The organism is Micromonospora globispora (assembly GCF_003857015.1).
GTDB lineage: Bacteria > Actinomycetota > Actinomycetes > Mycobacteriales > Micromonosporaceae > Micromonospora > Micromonospora globispora.
Genome location: NZ_QGGF01000133.1, coordinates 15,048 through 30,647, shown reverse-complemented (window position 1 = coordinate 30,647; position 15,600 = coordinate 15,048). Strand labels below are relative to the sequence as shown.

General features: G+C 73.0%; 16 protein-coding genes. 12 read left to right on the top strand and 4 right to left on the bottom strand.

The window, feature by feature from the left end:
- A partial coding sequence (locus tag DKL51_RS04865) for a DUF1775 domain-containing protein (RefSeq protein ID WP_124811773.1) occupies positions 1-558 on the bottom strand: 558 nt, incomplete at its 3' end.
- Between the two features lie 224 nt (positions 559-782).
- On the opposite strand from DKL51_RS04865, the gene thrS reads away from it, so the two are divergent.
- Positions 783-2,795 (top strand): threonine--tRNA ligase, encoded by a 2,013-nt coding sequence (gene thrS, locus DKL51_RS04860; RefSeq protein WP_109945532.1) that lies wholly within the window; start codon positions 783-785, stop codon positions 2,793-2,795.
- 103 nt (positions 2,796-2,898) lie between these two features.
- Positions 2,899-3,468, top strand: coding sequence for an HIT family protein (locus DKL51_RS04855; RefSeq protein WP_423790658.1), 570 nt, complete (start codon positions 2,899-2,901; stop codon positions 3,466-3,468).
- 45 nt (positions 3,469-3,513) lie between these two features.
- Here the strand turns inward: DKL51_RS04855 and DKL51_RS04850 are convergent, their stop codons facing one another.
- Complete coding sequence (locus DKL51_RS04850; RefSeq protein WP_109945531.1) at positions 3,514-4,134, bottom strand: hypothetical protein; 621 nt, start codon at positions 4,132-4,134, stop codon at positions 3,514-3,516.
- Here DKL51_RS04850 and DKL51_RS04845 point away from each other — a divergent pair.
- Both DKL51_RS04845 and DKL51_RS04840 read left to right on the top strand, forming a co-directional pair.
- Positions 4,133-4,765, top strand: a complete 633-nt coding sequence (locus DKL51_RS04845) for a CG0192-related protein (RefSeq protein WP_109945530.1) — start codon at positions 4,133-4,135, stop codon at positions 4,763-4,765. The genes DKL51_RS04850 and DKL51_RS04845 overlap by 2 nt on opposite strands.
- 74 nt (positions 4,766-4,839) lie before the next feature.
- The gene (locus DKL51_RS04840) at positions 4,840-5,898 is read left to right on the top strand and encodes an aldo/keto reductase (protein ID WP_109945529.1); all 1,059 of its coding nucleotides are present in this window, start codon (positions 4,840-4,842) and stop codon (positions 5,896-5,898) included.
- Positions 5,899-5,929: 31 nt separating this feature from the next.
- Here DKL51_RS04840 and DKL51_RS04835 read toward each other — a convergent pair whose 3' ends face one another.
- Positions 5,930-8,092: an elongation factor G-like protein EF-G2 gene (locus tag DKL51_RS04835; protein ID WP_109945528.1), complete on the bottom strand. Its 2,163-nt coding sequence runs from the start codon at positions 8,090-8,092 to the stop codon at positions 5,930-5,932.
- Positions 8,093-8,348: 256 nt separating this feature from the next.
- Between DKL51_RS04835 and pgsA the strand changes: the two genes are divergently transcribed.
- The 7 genes from pgsA (at position 8,349) to DKL51_RS04800 (ending at position 14,470) form a co-directional block, all read left to right on the top strand.
- Complete coding sequence (pgsA, locus tag DKL51_RS04830) at positions 8,349-8,969, top strand: phosphatidylinositol phosphate synthase (protein WP_109945527.1); 621 nt, start codon at positions 8,349-8,351, stop codon at positions 8,967-8,969.
- Positions 8,966-9,904 carry a phosphatidylinositol mannoside acyltransferase gene (locus tag DKL51_RS04825; RefSeq protein WP_109945526.1) on the top strand — a complete coding sequence of 313 codons (939 nt, stop codon included), beginning with the start codon at positions 8,966-8,968 and terminating at the stop codon, positions 9,902-9,904. Before pgsA ends, DKL51_RS04825 begins: the two co-directional genes overlap by 4 nt.
- Positions 9,905-9,920: 16 nt before the next feature.
- The gene (locus DKL51_RS04820; RefSeq protein WP_109945525.1) at positions 9,921-11,081 is read left to right on the top strand and encodes a glycosyltransferase family 4 protein; all 1,161 of its coding nucleotides are present in this window, start codon (positions 9,921-9,923) and stop codon (positions 11,079-11,081) included.
- Between the two features lie 72 nt (positions 11,082-11,153).
- On the top strand, positions 11,154-11,657 hold the full coding sequence (locus DKL51_RS04815; protein WP_124811772.1) for a hypothetical protein: 504 nt from the start codon (positions 11,154-11,156) through the stop codon (positions 11,655-11,657).
- Between the two features lie 161 nt (positions 11,658-11,818).
- Positions 11,819-12,736: a pyridoxal 5'-phosphate synthase lyase subunit PdxS gene (gene pdxS / locus DKL51_RS04810; RefSeq protein ID WP_109945523.1), complete on the top strand. Its 918-nt coding sequence runs from the start codon at positions 11,819-11,821 to the stop codon at positions 12,734-12,736.
- Between the two features lie 2 nt (positions 12,737-12,738).
- Positions 12,739-13,344 carry a pyridoxal 5'-phosphate synthase glutaminase subunit PdxT gene (gene pdxT / locus DKL51_RS04805; protein WP_109945522.1) on the top strand — a complete coding sequence of 202 codons (606 nt, stop codon included), beginning with the start codon at positions 12,739-12,741 and terminating at the stop codon, positions 13,342-13,344.
- Positions 13,345-13,720: 376 nt separating this feature from the next.
- Positions 13,721-14,470, top strand: a complete 750-nt coding sequence (locus DKL51_RS04800) for a YebC/PmpR family DNA-binding transcriptional regulator (protein ID WP_109945521.1) — start codon at positions 13,721-13,723, stop codon at positions 14,468-14,470.
- A 152-nt stretch (positions 14,471-14,622) separates the two neighbouring features.
- On the opposite strand, the gene DKL51_RS34740 is transcribed toward DKL51_RS04800, so the two are convergent.
- Positions 14,623-15,111: a hypothetical protein gene (locus DKL51_RS34740; RefSeq protein ID WP_165823154.1), complete on the bottom strand. Its 489-nt coding sequence runs from the start codon at positions 15,109-15,111 to the stop codon at positions 14,623-14,625.
- Positions 15,112-15,120: 9 nt separating this feature from the next.
- Between DKL51_RS34740 and DKL51_RS34735 the strand changes: the two genes are divergently transcribed.
- Positions 15,121-15,477: a TetR/AcrR family transcriptional regulator C-terminal domain-containing protein gene (locus DKL51_RS34735; protein WP_243422459.1), complete on the top strand. Its 357-nt coding sequence runs from the start codon at positions 15,121-15,123 to the stop codon at positions 15,475-15,477.
- The last annotated feature ends 123 nt before the right edge of the window (positions 15,478-15,600 follow it).

The window sequence follows — 15,600 nt, the reverse complement described above, 5'->3', positions numbered from 1 at the left end:
GCTCCCGCCGGAGGCGGCGCCGGGTGCCGGCGGGAGCAGGGTGAGCGCGGGTGCCGGGTGCGCGCCGGCGGCCGGGTCCGTCCACCGGACCACCGTGCCGTCCGAGTACGTCTGGACGACCTGGAAGGCCAGCCGGTCGGTCTGCGGCATCGGGCCCATGGCGAGGGCGAGCCGCGCCGGCGCTGCTGCCGTACCGGGAGCCCGGGCCCAGGTCACCGCGTCGGTCACCAGGTTCACCCCGGCGGCGTGGATGCCGGCCACCGGCCGGTCGAGGGTGCGGGTGGTGATCCGCGGCGCCCACCCCGGCACCGACATCGGGTAGACCTCGGCCACCGGGGCCTCGGCCGGCAGCCGGATCTCGATCCGCTCGGTCCGGGCACCGGGCCGCTCCTCGGGGAGCGTGAAGGTCACCTCGACGGCGTCGCCCTGGTGGACCTGCGCCGGGGCGGTCGTGATGGTCACCTCGGCCGCCTGCGCGGCGCCGGGCCAGCCCAGCGCCCCCACCGCGGCGGCCAGCAGTGCGGCTCCCCGGATCCGGGCGCGACGGGTCATCGTCATGGTCGTCCCCATCCGTGTCGGTGGGGCCGGCACCGGTTCCGGCCCCCACCCGGTAGTTCGGTCGGCGCGCCGGAAAGGTTCAACGGCCCGTCGAACGGCGCATCGGGGGCGGCCTCACCGATCGGGACGGCGGTGGCGTCGCCGACGGTGCGGAACGGGCGACCGATAGCATCGCAGGAGCCGGTACCGGCACCAGCCGAACACCATCGACGACAGGAGTCACCGTGTCAGCACCCCGTACCCCCGTCGTGGCCGACCCCGTCGTCGTCGCCGCCGGGACGACGGCGGCCGACGCGGTGGCCGCGGCCGGGTTGACCATCACAGGCCCGAAGGCCGTCGTGGTGGTCCGCGACCCGCAGGGTCAGCTCCGCGACCTGGACTGGAAGCCCGCCGAGGAGACCACCGTCGAGCCGGTCAGCCTCGACTCGCCGGACGGGCTGAACGTGCTGCGGCACTCCACCGCGCACGTGCTCGCCCAAGCGGTGCAGGACGTCTTTCCCGAGGCCAAGCTCGGCATCGGCCCGCCCATTGAGAACGGCTTCTACTACGACTTCGCGGTCGACAAGCCGTTCCAGCCGGACGACCTGGCGAAGCTCGAGAAGCGGATGCAGGAGATCATCAAGTCCGGCCAGCGGTTCCGCCGGCGCCGCTTCAAGAGCCTGGACGAGGCGAAGGCCGAGCTGGCCGCCGAGCCGTTCAAGCTGGAGCTGATCGACGTCAAGGGGGAGGGGCTGGACTCCTCCGAGGTGATGGAGGTGGGCGGCGGCGAGCTGACCATCTACGACAACCTCGCCGCGAACGAGGACAAGGTCTGCTGGTCGGACCTCTGCCGTGGCCCGCACCTGCCGAGCACCCGGCTGATCGGCGCGTTCAAGCTGATGCGCTCGGCCGCCGCGTACTGGCGGGGGTCGGAGAAGAACCCGCAGCTCCAGCGGGTGTACGGGACGGCGTGGCCAACCCGGGACGAGCTCAAGGCGTACCTGAAGCTGCTGGAGGAGGCCGCCCGGCGCGACCACCGCAAGCTCGGCGCGGACCTCGACCTGTTCTCCTTCCCGGACGAGATCGGCAGCGGTCTGCCGGTCTTCCACCCCAAGGGTGGCGTGATCAAGCGCGAGATGGAGGACTACGTCCGCGCCCGCCACATCGAGGAGGGCTTCCAGTACGTCGGCACCCCGCACATCTCCAAGGAAGGTCTCTTCCACAGCTCGGGTCATCTGCCCTACTACAAGGACACGATGTTCCCGCCGATGGAGATGGAGGGCAGCGACTACTACCTCAAGGCGATGAACTGCCCGATGCACAACCTGATCTACCGGTCGCGCGGGCGGTCCTACCGTGAGCTGCCGATGCGGCTGTTCGAGTTCGGCTCGGTGTACCGGTACGAGAAGTCGGGCGTCATCCACGGGCTCACCCGGGTGCGCGGCTTCACCCAGGACGACTCGCACTCCTACTGCACCCGCGAGCAGGCGCCCGCCGAGGTCAAGCACCTGCTGGCGTTCGTGCTCAACCTGCTGCAGGACTTCGGGATCACCGACTTCTACCTGGAGCTGTCGACCCGCGACGACGCCCGGCCGGACAAGTTCGTCGGCTCGGACGAGGACTGGGCGACGGCGACCGCGGTGCTCGAGGAGTGCGCGGGGGAGACCGGGCTCGAGCTCGTGCCGGATCCGGGCGGCGCCGCCTTCTACGGCCCGAAGATCTCCGTCCAGGCCAAGGACGCCATCGGCCGCACCTGGCAGATGTCGACGATCCAGTACGACTTCAACCAGCCCAAGGGCTTCGGGCTGGAGTACCAGGCGGCCGACGGCAGCCGGCAGCAGCCGGTCATGATCCACTGCGCCAAGTTCGGATCGATCGAGCGCTTCATCGGCGTGCTCACCGAGCACTACGCGGGGGCGTTCCCGGCCTGGCTGGCCCCGGTGCAGGTGGTCGGCATCCCGATCCGCGACGAGCACGCGGAGTACCTGGCCGGGTTCGTCGCCGGGCTGCGCGTCGAGGGTGTCCGGGCCGAGGTGGACACCTCCGCAGACCGGATGCAGAAGAAGATCCGTACGGCGCAGCAGCAGAAGATCCCGTTCATGGTGATCGCCGGTGACGACGACGTGGCCGCCGGCACGGTCTCCTTCCGCTACCGGGACGGCTCGCAGCGCAACGGCGTACCGCTGGCCGAGGCGGTCGCGCACGTCCTCGACGTGGTCAAGTCCCGCACCAACGCGGGGCCCTCCGCGCAGAGCTGACACATCCGGCGGTCGACCGCCTCGATTCGCCGCGAACGGCGGTGTCCCCTGCCCGGGACACCGCCGTTCGCCGCATCCCCGGCCGGACCATAGGATCGGCGGTGTGACTGGGGCGGCGCGGCACTTCGACAACGGCACCGACAACGGCACCGACAACGGGCTGGCGGACGGGCTGGAACGGCTCTGGACGCCGCACCGGATGACCTACATCTCCGGCGAGGACCGGCCCGAGGGCGGCTACGAGAAGCCCACCGGCTGCCCGTTCTGCCTGGCGCCGGGGCTGCCGCCGGACGAGAGCCTGATCGTCGCCCGGGGTGAGCACGTCTTCGCGGTGCTCAACCTCTACCCGTACAACCCGGGGCACCTGCTCGTCTGCCCGTACCGGCACGTCGCCGACTACACCGAGCTGGACGAGCCGGAGACCGCCGAGCTGGCGTCCTTCACCAAGGCGGCCATGCGGGTGGTCCGGCACGTCTCCAACGCGCACGGGTTCAACCTTGGCATGAACCAGGGCGGCGTGGCCGGCGCCGGCATCGCCGCCCACCTGCACCAGCACGTGGTCCCGCGCTGGGGCGGCGACGCCAACTTCATGCCGGTGATCGGCCGGACGAAGGTGCTGCCGCAGCTGCTCGCCGACACCCGCGACCTGCTCGCCAAGGCCTGGCCGGCCTGAACCCCGCGCCCGGTCCGGTCAGCCTGACGCGGGACCGCCCGAGCATCAGCGCGACCGGCCGCGGACCTGGGCCAGCCGGCGGCGCGCGCTGGTGGCGGTCCGCCGGGCCGCCTCGGCCTGGTCGGTGGCGAGTTCGGCGTGGACGGCGAGCTGGCGCAGCCGGCGTTCGACCATCCGGTCGCCATGGCGGGCGATCCAGACGCAGACCGCGGCCAGCGGCACCTCGACCAGCGCGGCCAGCACGATCGACAGCAGCAGGTCCGGCCCCCCTGGCGTCGTGGTGACGTCGAACCAGGCGTCCACCACCAGCATGGTCGCGGTGGCGCTGGCCGCCAGCCCCACCTGGCGGTGCCCCCGGTACGCCTGCACCGCGGTCAACGCCAGCATCGCCACCAGGCCCAGGTCGAAGCCCACCCAGGCGGCCCGGTAGTGCACGCTCAGCGCGTGCCGGGGCAACGTCACCGCCAGGTAGCCGATCCAGGGCAGGGTGAGCAGCGCCAGCACCGCGAAGGTTGGCGCTACCCAGCGGGGCGTCGGCCGTACTTCCGTCGCCCGCTGGATCTGTTCCGCCGCCATCGCCATCCGTGCCTCCAGGGCGCGGTAGTGCCTCGCCACCGAGATCGGCAAACCCCGGTGGCGTCCCTTCGACAGTACGATCTTGCGCATGGCTCTGCTGCACCGCGCCGAACTGCGCCCCACCAAGCTTGAACTGCTCACCGCCTGGCTGCCCGGCCGCCCCTGGTTCGCCGGCACGGCCGGGGCCGATGTCACCCGGGTGGCCGGGTGGCGCTTCGACGACCCGGCCGGCGAGGTCGGCATCGAGACGATGCTCGTCCGGGTCGGGGAGGGGCCGGTGCTCCAGGTCCCGCTGACCTATCGGGGCGCGCCGCTGCCCGGCGCCGACCGCTGGCTGGTCGGCACCACCGAGCACTCGGTGCTCGGCCCGCGCTGGGTGTACGACGGCTCCGCCGACCCGGTCTACGCGTCCGCCCTCGCCGCCGCCGTCCTCGCCGGCGTCGGGCAGGCGGAGGAGTATTTCGAGGTGGACGGGCGGCGGGAGGTACGCCCGCCCAGCATGACCGTCACCGGCAGTCGAGTCGGTGGCGCCGAGCCGCCGGTGGTGGACGCGCTGCCGGAGGTGGTCGACGGCGACCTCACGCTGATCAGCGCCGAGGGGATCGAGCTGGTCCTGGCCCGGCGGCCGGCCACCGCCGCCGCCCCGTCCGAGGCCCGCCTGACCGGCACCTGGCCGGGCCAGGAGAGTGCGCTGGTGCTGGCGTACGCGACGGCCCACTGACCCTTTGCGTGCTCGCCCGGCACCCCGGGTGACGATCCCGCCCAGCCGCGGCGGGAAGGTGACAGGATGCGTCGATGGCAGTGATCACGCGGACGCTGGGCCGCAGCGGCATCGAGGTCAGCGCCCTCGGCATGGGGTGCTGGGCGATCGGTGGCCCCTGGGCCGAGGGCAGCCGGCCGCTGGGCTGGGGCGCGGTCGACGACGAGGAATCCGTCCGCGCCGTCCGCCGCGCGCTCGACCTCGGGGTGACGCTCTTCGACACCGCCGACACGTACGGGGCGGGGCACGGCGAGCGGATCCTGGGCCGGGCGCTCGCCGGCCGCCGCGACGAGGCGGTGATCGCCACCAAGTGGGGCTACACCTTCGACGAGGCGTCTCGGCAGGCGACCGGGGAGGACGCGTCGCCGGCGTACCTGCGGCGGGCGGTGGTGGACTCGCTGCGCCGGCTGGACACCGACCGGATCGACCTCTACCAGCTGCACCTGGGTGACCTGTCGGTGCCGCGGGCCGAGGCGCTGATCGGCACGCTGGAGGAGTTGGTCGCGGACGGGCTGGTCCGCGGGTACGGCTGGAGCACCGACCGGGCCGACCGGGCCGCCGCGTTCGCCCAGGTGGCGCCGCACGCGGCGGCGGTCCAGCACGGCCTGTCGGTGCTGCGGGACGCCCCCGCCATGCTCGACGTGTGCGACAAGCACGACCTGGGCAGCGTCGCCCGGGGGCCGCTCGGCATGGGGCTGCTCACCGGCAAGTACGGCACCGACTCGACGCTGCCCCGGGACGACGTGCGGGGCACGGCACCGAACTGGCTGGAGTGGTTCCGCAGCGGCCGGCCGGCGCCGGAGTGGCTGCGCCGGGTGGCGGCCGTCCGCTCCGCGCTGACCGCCGACGGACGCACCCTCGCCCAGGGCGCGCTGGGCTGGATCTGGGCCCGCAGCGGCCGGAGCGTGCCGATCCCCGGCGCGCGTACCGTCGCCCAGGTCGAGGAGAACGCCGCCGCGCTGCACCGCGGCCCACTCGCCCCGGACCACTTCGCCGAGGTGGAACGTACCCTCGCGGCCCTGCGGACCGCCGCGCTGCGGGACGCCGACCGCCCGTACTGGCGGATGCCCCCGGTCCCGGCCGCCCGCCCGTGACCGGCTCCGAACGGGCGGCCGGGGGCTGGGTTCAGGCGCGGGCGGCGTTTTCCTTGCGGACCTGCTCGGCCAGGTGGGCGGGCATCGGCTCGTAGCGGGCGAACTCGCGGCGGAACGTGCCCGTGCCGGCGGTCATCGAGCGCAGCTCGACGGCGTACCGGAGCAGCTCGGTGGCCGGCACCTCGGCGCGGACCAGGGTGCGTCCCTCGGCGTCCGGGTCCGGCTCGGTGCCGAGCACCCGGCCGCGTCGGGCGGACAGGTCGCCCATGACGGCGCCGACGGAGGAGTCGGACACCCGGATGGTCACCTCGTCCACCGGCTCCAGCAGCGCGGGTTGCCCCTTCTCGGCGGCCTCGCGCAGCGCCAGCGCGCCGGCGGTCTGGAACGCCGCGTCCGAGGAGTCGACGCTGTGCGCCTTGCCGTCGAAGAGGGTCACCCGCAGGTCCACCACCGGGTAGCCGGCGACCAGGCCGCGCTCCATCTGGGCGCGGACGCCCTTCTCCACCGACGGGATGTAGTTATGCGGGACCGCCCCGCCGACCACCTTGTCGACGAACTCGAAGCCGCCGCCGCGGGGCAGCGGCTCCACCTCGATGTCGCAGACCGCGTACTGGCCGTGGCCGCCGGACTGCTTGACGTGCCGGCCGTGGCCCTTGGCGCCGACGGTCAGCGTCTCGCGCAGCGCCACCCGGACCGGCTCGGTCTCCAGCTCGACCCCGCCGCTGCGCAGCCGGTCCAGCACCACGTCGGCGTGGGCCTCGCCCATGCACCAGAGCACCAGCTGGTGGGTCTCGGCGTTGCGCTCCAGCCGCAGGGTCGGGTCGCCGGCGACCAACCGGGCCAGGTTGCGGGCGAGCGCGTCCTCGTCGGCCCGGCTCTTCGCCACGATCGCCACCGGCAGCAGCGGCTCGGGCATCTCCCAGGGCGCGATGAGCAGCGGCTCCTCCTTGGTGGAGATGGTGTCGCCGGTCTCCGCGCTGCCCGACTTGGTGATCGCGCAGAGGTCACCGGCCACGCAGGAGGTCACCTCGCGCAGCGTCGCACCCAGCGGGGTGTAGATGTGGCCGACCCGTTCGTCGGCGTCGTGGTCCGGGTGCCCGCGCTCGGCCATCCCGTGCCCGGAGACGTGCACCGTCTGGTCGGGACGTAGCGTGCCGGAGAAGACCCGGACCAGGGAGACCCGGCCGACGTGCCGGTCGACGGTGGTCTTGACCACCTCGGCCACCAGCGGGCCGTCGGGGTCGCAGGTGAGCGGCGGCCGGGGCGAGCCGTCGACCCCGGTGACCGCCGGGAGTTCGTGCTCCAGCGGCGACGGGAACGCGGCGACCAGGCCGTCCAGCAGCATGTCCAGGCCGACTCCGGTCTCCGCGCAGACCGGCACCACCGGGTAGAAGTGGCCGCGCACGACGGCCTTCTCCAGGTCGGTGATGAGCACCTCGGTGTCGATCTCCTCGCCGCCCAGGTAGCGGTCCATCAGGGTCTCGTCCTCGCTCTCGGCGATGATCCCCTCGATCAGCTCGTTGCGGGCCTCCTGGATGGCCGGCAGGTGCTCCGGGTCCGGTTCCCGCACGGTCGCCGGCAGGCCGTTGGAGTAGTCGAAGACCCGCCGGGTGATCAGCCCCATCAGGCCGACGACGGAGACGCCGTCGTCGCCGAGCATCGGCAGGTAGAGCGGAAGCACGTTGTCGCCGAAGACCCGCTGGCAGAGCGCCACCGCCTCGTCGAAGTCGGCGCGCGGGTGGTCCAGCCGGGACACCGCGACGGCGCGCGGCATGTCGACCGCGGCGCACTCCTCCCAGAGCGCGGCGGTGGCGGCGTCCATTCCGTCGACCGCGGAGACCACGAAGAGCGCCGCGTCGGCGGCCCGCAGTCCGGCGCGCAGTTCGCCGACGAAGTCGCCGTACCCGGGGGTGTCCAGGAGGTTGACCTTGACGTCGTTGTGCAGCAGCGGGGCGCAGGCCAGGCTCACCGAGCGCTGCTGGCGTACCGCCGCCGGATCGTGGTCGCAGACCGTGGTGCCCTCGGTGACGCTGCCGGCCCGGCTGATCGTGCCGCTCGCCGCGAGCAGCGCCTCGACCAGCGTGGTCTTCCCCGCACCGGAGTGCCCGACGAGCACCACGTTGCGAACCCTGTCGGGCTCGGTCACCACCGGCGCGCCGCCGGTGACACCCTTCTCCTGATTTTTCTGCGCCATCGCGGCGCACCTCCCTCAGCCGGTGGTGGTGGCGGCGACCGCCGCGCGCGACGGGGAAGCGGGCCCGGGCGGGTGCCGCGGCGATATCCTCCGGTGGTCTCCTGGACGACGGGTATGCGGACGGGTGGTCCGGTGAAGTGGCTCACCTCCCACACTCGATCTCACACCCGTTGCCGGGTCGGCACAAGGCCGAACGGCCCGGTCGGACGACCGGCCGTATCGCCGGCCGCTGCCGACCGTTATCGTGAGACCCGCCATGGCGAAGATCTTCCAAGTGACGGCCCGAGCGGGGATGACCCGTGTCGTGGAGCCGATCGCGCGCGGCCTGCTCCGCGCGGGCGTGTCCCCCAACGCGGTCACCGTGACCGGCACCCTCGGCGTGCTGGTCGGCGCGCTCGGCTTGGGCGCTCGCGGCCACCTGGTCGCCGGCGCGCTGATCGTCACGGTCTTCGCGCTGACCGACCTGCTCGACGGGACGATGGCCCGGATGAGCGGTGGCTCCACCCGGTTCGGCGCGTTCCTCGACTCGAGCATGGACCGGATCGCCGACAGCGCCGTGTTCGGCGCGGTCGCGTACTGGCTGGCCACCCAGGGGGACCATGCCGGCACGGCCGCCGCGCTGATCTGTCTGGCCGCCGGCGGGCTGGTCTCCTACGTCAAGGCCCGCGCCGAGGGGCTCGGCATGACCTGCAACGTGGGTATCGCCGAGCGCACCGAGCGGCTGCTCATCGTCGGGGTGGGCGGCCTGCTCACCGGCCTCGGCGTACCGCTGGCGCTGGAGATCGCGCTCTGGCTGCTCGCCGCCGTGTCGATCTTCACGGTCGGGCAGCGGATGGCCCACGTGTACCGGCAGGCCCAGCTGGTCGGGCAGGAGTGAACCTCACCGAGCTCGGTTACGTCGCCGGCTGGCGCCTGGTCCGCGCGCTGCCGCGGCCCGTGGTGGCCGCGGCCTTCCGGGCGGGCGCCGACCGCGCATACCGCAAGGGCGGCGGTGGTACGGCCCGACTGCGCGCGAACCTGCGCCGGGTGGTCGGCCCGGAGCTGCCCGAGGCGGAGCTGGACGCGCTGGTGCAGCGAGGTCTGCGCTCGTACGCCCGGTACTGGATGGAGGCGTTCCGGCTGCCCGCGCTGAGCCGGCAGCAGATCCTCGCCGGGTTCCGGCTGGACGGGGTCGAGAAGCTCGCCGCCGACGTGGCAGCCGGCCGGGGCGCGGTGGTGGCGCTGCCGCACGCCGGCAACTGGGACGCGGCCGGCGCCTGGGTCGCGGCCACCGGCTGGCCGATCACCACCGTCGCCGAACGGCTGAAGCCGGAGGGCGTGTACGAGCGGTTCCTCGCCTTCCGGCAGGGGCTCGGCATGGAGATCCTGCCCACCCACGGTGGCGAGCGGCCGGCGTTCGACGTGCTCGTCGACCGGCTGCGGGCGGGCGCGGTGGTGCCGCTGCTCGCCGACCGGGACCTCTCCGCCCGCGGCATCGAGGTCGACTTCTTCGGGGTGCGGACCCGGATGCCCGCCGGGCCGGCCCTGTTGGCGCTGCGTACCGGCGCGCCGCTCTACGTCGCCACCCTGTGGTACGAGCCGGACGCGGCCCGCGCCGCCATCGAGGGGCCGCTGGAGCTGCCCGACCCGGACAGCGGCCCGCTGGACGTGCGGGTCCGGCTGGTGACCCAGCGGATTGCCGACGGTCTGGCGGCGGGCATCGCCCGGCATCCGGAAGACTGGCACATGTTGCAGCGGATGTGGCTGGACCAGCGCGCGACCGCCGAGGGCGGGTCTGGATCGGTACAGCCGACGACCACCGGATCGGTCTGAGGGAGAGGGCGCGCCAATGCGTATCGGCATCGTGTGCCCGTACTCCTTCGACGTCCCGGGCGGGGTGCAGAACCACGTCATGGACCTGGCCGAGGCGTTGATCGGGCTCGGGCACGAGGTGAGCGTCCTCGCCCCGGCCGACGAGGACTCCGCGCTGCCGCCGTACGTGGTGTCGGCCGGTCGGGCCGTGCCGCTGCCGTACAACGGCTCGGTGGCGCGGATCGCGTTCGGGCCGGTCTCCACCGCCCGGGTGCGGCGCTGGATCACCCGGGGCGACTTCGACGTGCTGCACGTGCACGAGCCGCTGACGCCCAGCCTGTCGATGCTCGCCGTGCTCTCCGCCCGCGGCCCGGTGGTGGCCACCTTCCACACCGCGATGACCCGGTCCCGGGTGCTCTCCGCGGCGCAGGGCGCGCTGCAGATCCTGCTGGAGCGGATCACCGCCCGGATCGCGGTCAGCGCCCTGGCCCGCAAGGTGCAGGTCGAGCACATGGACGGCGGTGCGGTGGAGATCCCGAACGGGGTGACCGTGGCGAAGTTCGCCGGGGCCGAGCCGCTGCCCGGCTGGCCGGGGGAGTGCGCCCCGGGTACCGACGGCACGATCGGCTTCCTCGGCCGGTTCACCGAGACCCGCAAGGGCTTCCCGATCCTCCGGGAGGCGTTCGTCGAGCTGGCCCGCGAACGCCCCGGGCTGCGGCTGCTGGTGGCCGGTCCGGGCGACCCGGACGACCTGTTCGACCCGTTCCCGGCCGAGCTGCGGGATCAGGTGACCTTCCTCGGCCTGGTGTCGGAACCGGACAAGGCGCGCATGCTGCGCAGCGTCCACCTGTACGTCGCACCGAACACCGGCGGGGAATCCTTCGGGATGATCCTCACCGAGGCGCTCGCCGCCGGCACCACGGTGGTCGCGAGCGACCTGGACGCGTTCCGCCGGGTGCTCGACGGCGGGCGGGCGGGCCGGCTCTTCCCGACCGGTGATCCGCTCGCGCTCCGCGCCGCCCTCGCCGAGCTGCTCGACGACCCGGACCAGCGGGCCGCGTTGACCGCCTGCGGCGATCAGGTGGTGGCACATTTCGACTGGCCCGTGGTTGCCCGCCGGGTTCTGGAGGTATACGCAGCGGCGATCGAGGCCACCGACGGCCGGGTCATCGACCAGGAATGGGTGGGGCTGGGCTGACCACCGGGGCCGGTGTGATGCGCGCGTCGGGCCGGCCGCGCCCGAACGGGCGGGAGGAGGAGCAGCACTACGATGCCGGGCATGTGGTGGGTGGTGGGCGCGGTCGTCGTCGTCGGGCTCGTCGCGACGTACCTGATCTGGACGGCCGGACGGGTCGAGCGGCTGCAGGCCCGGGCGGAGTCGGCCGCGCGGGCCCTCGAGGCCCACCTGCTGCGCCGCGCGGCGGCCGCGGCCGTCCTGGCCGAGCAGCGGTACGGCGTCGAGCCGTACGGGGCGGCGCGGATCGCCCTGGACGCCGTGCCCGAGGAGCGGGAGGCGGCCGAGAACGACCTCACCCGGCAGCTGCGCTCGGTTCAGCTCGATCCGGCCGATCCGGCCTGCGAGGCGGTGATCGCGGCGAGCCGGCGGCTGGCGCTGGCCCGGCAGGTGCACACGGACCTCGTCCGGGACGCCCGGGCGGCCCGCGGCCGGCCCCTGGTACGACTGTTACGGATGGGGCATCGGCATCCGTGGCCGCGCTACTTCGACATCGACGACCCGACCCTCGCCGCGCCCGCGGACGTCACCACCGGCTGACCGCGGCGATCCGGCCGGGCCGCGCTCGCCGGCCCTGGGTAGGCGTGATGGGGGCCACATAGCAGGCCACCGTGGGTCTGATTGGCTGTCGGACCGGCGTTGGCCCCGACGTAGCATTTTTCGCAAGCCACCCGCTGAGCAGGTCCAAGGAGCGATGACCCGTGTCCGAATCCACCTCCCCGAACGCCAACGCCACGCCCGTCGTCGGCACCGCCCGCGTGAAGCGGGGGATGGCCGAGATGCTCAAGGGCGGCGTGATCATGGACGTGGTCACCCCCGAGCAGGCCAAGATCGCTGAGGACGCCGGCGCGGTCGCCGTCATGGCGCTGGAGCGGGTGCCCGCCGACATCCGCGCCCAGGGCGGCGTGTCCCGGATGAGCGACCCCGACATGATCGACGGCATCATCGACGCCGTCTCGATCCCGGTGATGGCGAAGGTCCGGATCGGCCACTTCGTCGAGGCCCAGATCCTCCAGTCGCTCGGCGTCGACTACATCGACGAGTCCGAGGTGCTGACCCCGGCCGACTACGCCAACCACATCGACAAGTGGGCCTACACGGTGCCGTTCGTCTGCGGCGCGACCAACCTCGGCGAGGCGCTGCGCCGGATCACCGAGGGCGCGGCGATGATCCGCTCCAAGGGTGAGGCGGGCACCGGTGACGTCTCCAACGCCACCACCCACATGCGCAAGATCCGCCAGGAGATCCGCCGGCTGAGCTCGCTGCCGGAGGACGAGCTCTTCGTCGCCGCCAAGGAGCTGCAGGCGCCGTACGAGCTGGTCAAGGAGGTCGCCGAGACCGGCAAGCTGCCCGTGGTGCTGTTCACCGCCGGTGGCATCGCCACCCCGGCCGACGCCGCGATGATGATGCAGCTCGGCGCCGAGGGCGTCTTCGTCGGCTCGGGCATCTTCAAGTCGGGCAACCCGGCCCAGCGCGCTGCCGCGATCGTCAAGGCCACCACCTTCCACGACGACCCGGACGTGCTGGCGAAGGTGTCCCGCGGACTGGGCGAGGCCATGGTCGGCATCAACGTCGACGAGATCCCGCAGCCGCACCGGCTGGCCGAGCGGGGCTGGTGACGATGAGCGGGCCCACCATCGGTGTGCTCGCCCTCCAGGGTGACGTCCGTGAGCACGTCGCGGCCCTGGCCGGCGCCGGCGCGGACGCCCGCCCGGTACGCCGTCCGGTGGAGCTGGACGCGGTCGACGGACTGGTCATCCCCGGCGGGGAGTCCACCACCATCAGCAAGCTCGCCGACATCTTCGAGATGCGCGAGCCGATCGACAAGCGGATCGCCGGCGGGATGCCGGTCTACGGCTCCTGCGCCGGCATGATCATGCTGGCGTCCGAGGTGCTGGACGGGCGGCCGGACCAGCGCGGCTTCGCCGGTATCGACATGACGGTGCGGCGTAACGCGTTCGGCCGGCAGGTCGACTCGTTCGAGGCGCCGGTGGAGATCACCGGGGTGGCGGGCGAGCCGTTCCACGCGGTGTTCATCCGGGCGCCGTGGGTCGAGCGGGTCGGCGCCGGGGTCGAGGTGCTGGGCCGGGTCACCGACGGCCCGGCCGCCGACCGGATCGTCGCGGTCCGGCAGGGCAACCTGCTGGCCACCTCGTTCCACCCGGAACTCACCGGTGACCTGCGGCTGCACCGCTACTTCGTGGACCTGATCCACGCCGCCGCCTGAGGGCACGCAGGGGCCCCTTTTCCATCGTTCTGCGATGCGGGAAGGGGCCCTTTTTCCCATCTGCGGGCATGTTTTCCGGCCTGCGCCCGTTGTTTCCTGGCAGTGAATCGGCCACCCGCCGACCCTCCGACGCGCCCCGCCACGGGTGCCGGGTGTGACACGCGGGGATGCGACCTCGGTAGGATTGCCGCGGTTCGGCAGGGCCAACGCTCGCCGCAGCCTTCCACGCGGAGCCGACCGGCCAGATCGACCTTCATTCGGTCCGTAGCGCCGCCTGGCGGCGCGCAGGCCGAATTATGGTCGAATCCGCACCGGTTGACCGTGGAAACGGCGCGGGCAGTCGACGCAGGCGTGGATCATTCAACGGAGGTATGAGATGTCCGGCCACTCAAAGTGGGCGACCACCAAGCACAAGAAGGCCGTCATCGACGCCAAGCGCGGCAAGATGTTCGCCAAGCTGATCAAGAACGTCGAGGTTGCGGCCCGCACCGGCGGTGGCGACCCGGCCGGCAACCCGACCCTCTACGACGCCATCCAGAAGGCGAAGAAGAACTCGGTCCCGAACGACAACATCGACCGGGCGGTCAAGCGCGGTTCCGGCCTGGAGGCCGGCGGCGCCGACTACCAGACGATCATGTATGAGGGGTACGGCCCGAACGGCGTCGCCCTGCTCATCGAGTGCCTCACCGACAACCGCAACCGGGCGGCCACCGAGGTGCGCACGGCGCTGACCCGCAACGGCGGCTCGTTCGCCGACGCCGGCTCGGTGTCGTACATGTTCTCCCGTAAGGGCGTGGTGATCGTCCCCAAGACGGGCACGACCGAGGACGACGTGATGATGGCCGTCCTCGACGCCGGCGCCGAGGAGGTCAACGACCTCGGTGAGGCGTTCGAGGTGGTTTCCGAGCCGACCGACCTGATCGCGGTCCGCACCGCGCTGCAGGACGCCGGCATCGAGTACGAGTCGGCCGAGTCCTCCCTCATCCCCAGCGTGAACGTGCCGCTGGACGAGGAGGGCGCGCGCAAGATCTTCAAGCTGATCGACGTGCTGGAGGACTGCGACGACGTGCAGAACGTCTACGCCAACTTCGACGTCTCCGACGAGATCATGGCCGCGGTCGGCTGACCTCTCCGGACGCTGAGCCCGGCACCACCGACATCCGTGGTGCCGGGCTTTTCCGTGCCGACGCCCCGCTGTCGGTCAGCGGGCGGTGAAGCGGCGGGCGACCGCGTCGAAGGCGGCGTTGCGGCGCAGGCTGCCGTCGGGCAGCACCGCCATCAGGCCGTACCCCGCGGTGTCCAGGTCGTGCTCCGTTCGGCCCAGGCGTCCAGCGGCTCCCCGCTGCGGTAGTGGTCCACGCCGACCACGTCGAACGGTCTCCAGTCCACGCTCTCGAAGCTCAGCGCCGCGTACGTCAGCGGGCCGGCGAAACGCGCGCGGGCGGTGGCGACGGCCCGGCGCAGGTGCCGGTTGAGCGCACAGGGGAAGGGGCCGTGCCGCAGCGTGCTCCAGAGCAGCCGGGGTGGGCTGGTCAGGGTGGTCGTGCGGTCCGCCGCGGTCGCCCCGGCGACGATGCCCCAGAGGAACAGGGTCGCTTCCCAGCCGACCACCAGCGTCACCTCGGCGCCTCGGGCCCGGAGCCGCTCGGCGTCGACCGCGCACTCGGCGAGGTGGGCCAGGGCGGCGCGCGGCGTGGCGTCCGGCAGCCCGGGGGCGAGCGGCTGCGTGCCCTCGCCGCCGCCACGGCCACCGTCGCCCGTCGCCACCCCTGGTACGTGCCGCTGCTCGGCAGCCGCCCGCCCTACGGTCCACACGGGCTGGCGTACCAGGAGGCGGTCTTCGCCGCGCTGGACCGGCCCGGCCTGGACCCGGCGACGATGATGCACGCGGCGAACGCCTTCCTCGGCTACCTGGTCGGCCAGCTCCACCTCGAGCTGCTCCGGGTGCCGGCCGGGGCGACCGCCCACGTGCCGCCGCCGGAGCAGTTGCGCTACCTCGCCCGGGCCGTCGGCGACGGCCGGCACCCGACCCTGGCCCGGCTCTTCACGCAGGGCCAGCAGTTGGACGCGACCGAGGTCTTCGAGGCCGGGCTGGAGATCGTCCTCGACGGGATCGCGGCGAAAATGGGCTGAGCCGCGTCGGACGGACGAGACGCCGGCCACCCCCGGCGCGGACGGTGGAGCCGGTCAGACCGGCTCGGTAGGGTAGGTCCCGGTCGACTCCGACCGACCCAAGCACAACCCGGGGGGCGCCAC

Excerpts from the sequence above, each read along its gene's own strand:
- DKL51_RS04845 (WP_109945530.1), top strand. The coding sequence starts at position 4,133 with ATGGCTCTGCTGCACCGCGCCGAACTGCGCCCCACCAAGCTTGAACTG.
- DKL51_RS04850 (WP_109945531.1), bottom strand. The coding sequence starts at position 4,134 with ATGCGCAAGATCGTACTGTCGAAGGGACGCCACCGGGGTTTGCCGATC.
- DKL51_RS04840 (WP_109945529.1), top strand. The coding sequence starts at position 4,840 with ATGGCAGTGATCACGCGGACGCTGGGCCGCAGCGGCATCGAGGTCAGC.
- DKL51_RS04835 (WP_109945528.1), bottom strand. The coding sequence starts at position 8,092 with ATGGCGCAGAAAAATCAGGAGAAGGGTGTCACCGGCGGCGCGCCGGTG.
- pgsA (WP_109945527.1), top strand. The coding sequence starts at position 8,349 with ATGGCGAAGATCTTCCAAGTGACGGCCCGAGCGGGGATGACCCGTGTC.
- DKL51_RS04820 (WP_109945525.1), top strand. The coding sequence starts at position 9,921 with ATGCGTATCGGCATCGTGTGCCCGTACTCCTTCGACGTCCCGGGCGGG.
- DKL51_RS04815 (WP_124811772.1), top strand. The coding sequence starts at position 11,154 with ATGCCGGGCATGTGGTGGGTGGTGGGCGCGGTCGTCGTCGTCGGGCTC.
- pdxT (WP_109945522.1), top strand. The coding sequence starts at position 12,739 with ATGAGCGGGCCCACCATCGGTGTGCTCGCCCTCCAGGGTGACGTCCGT.
- DKL51_RS04800 (WP_109945521.1), top strand. The coding sequence starts at position 13,721 with ATGTCCGGCCACTCAAAGTGGGCGACCACCAAGCACAAGAAGGCCGTC.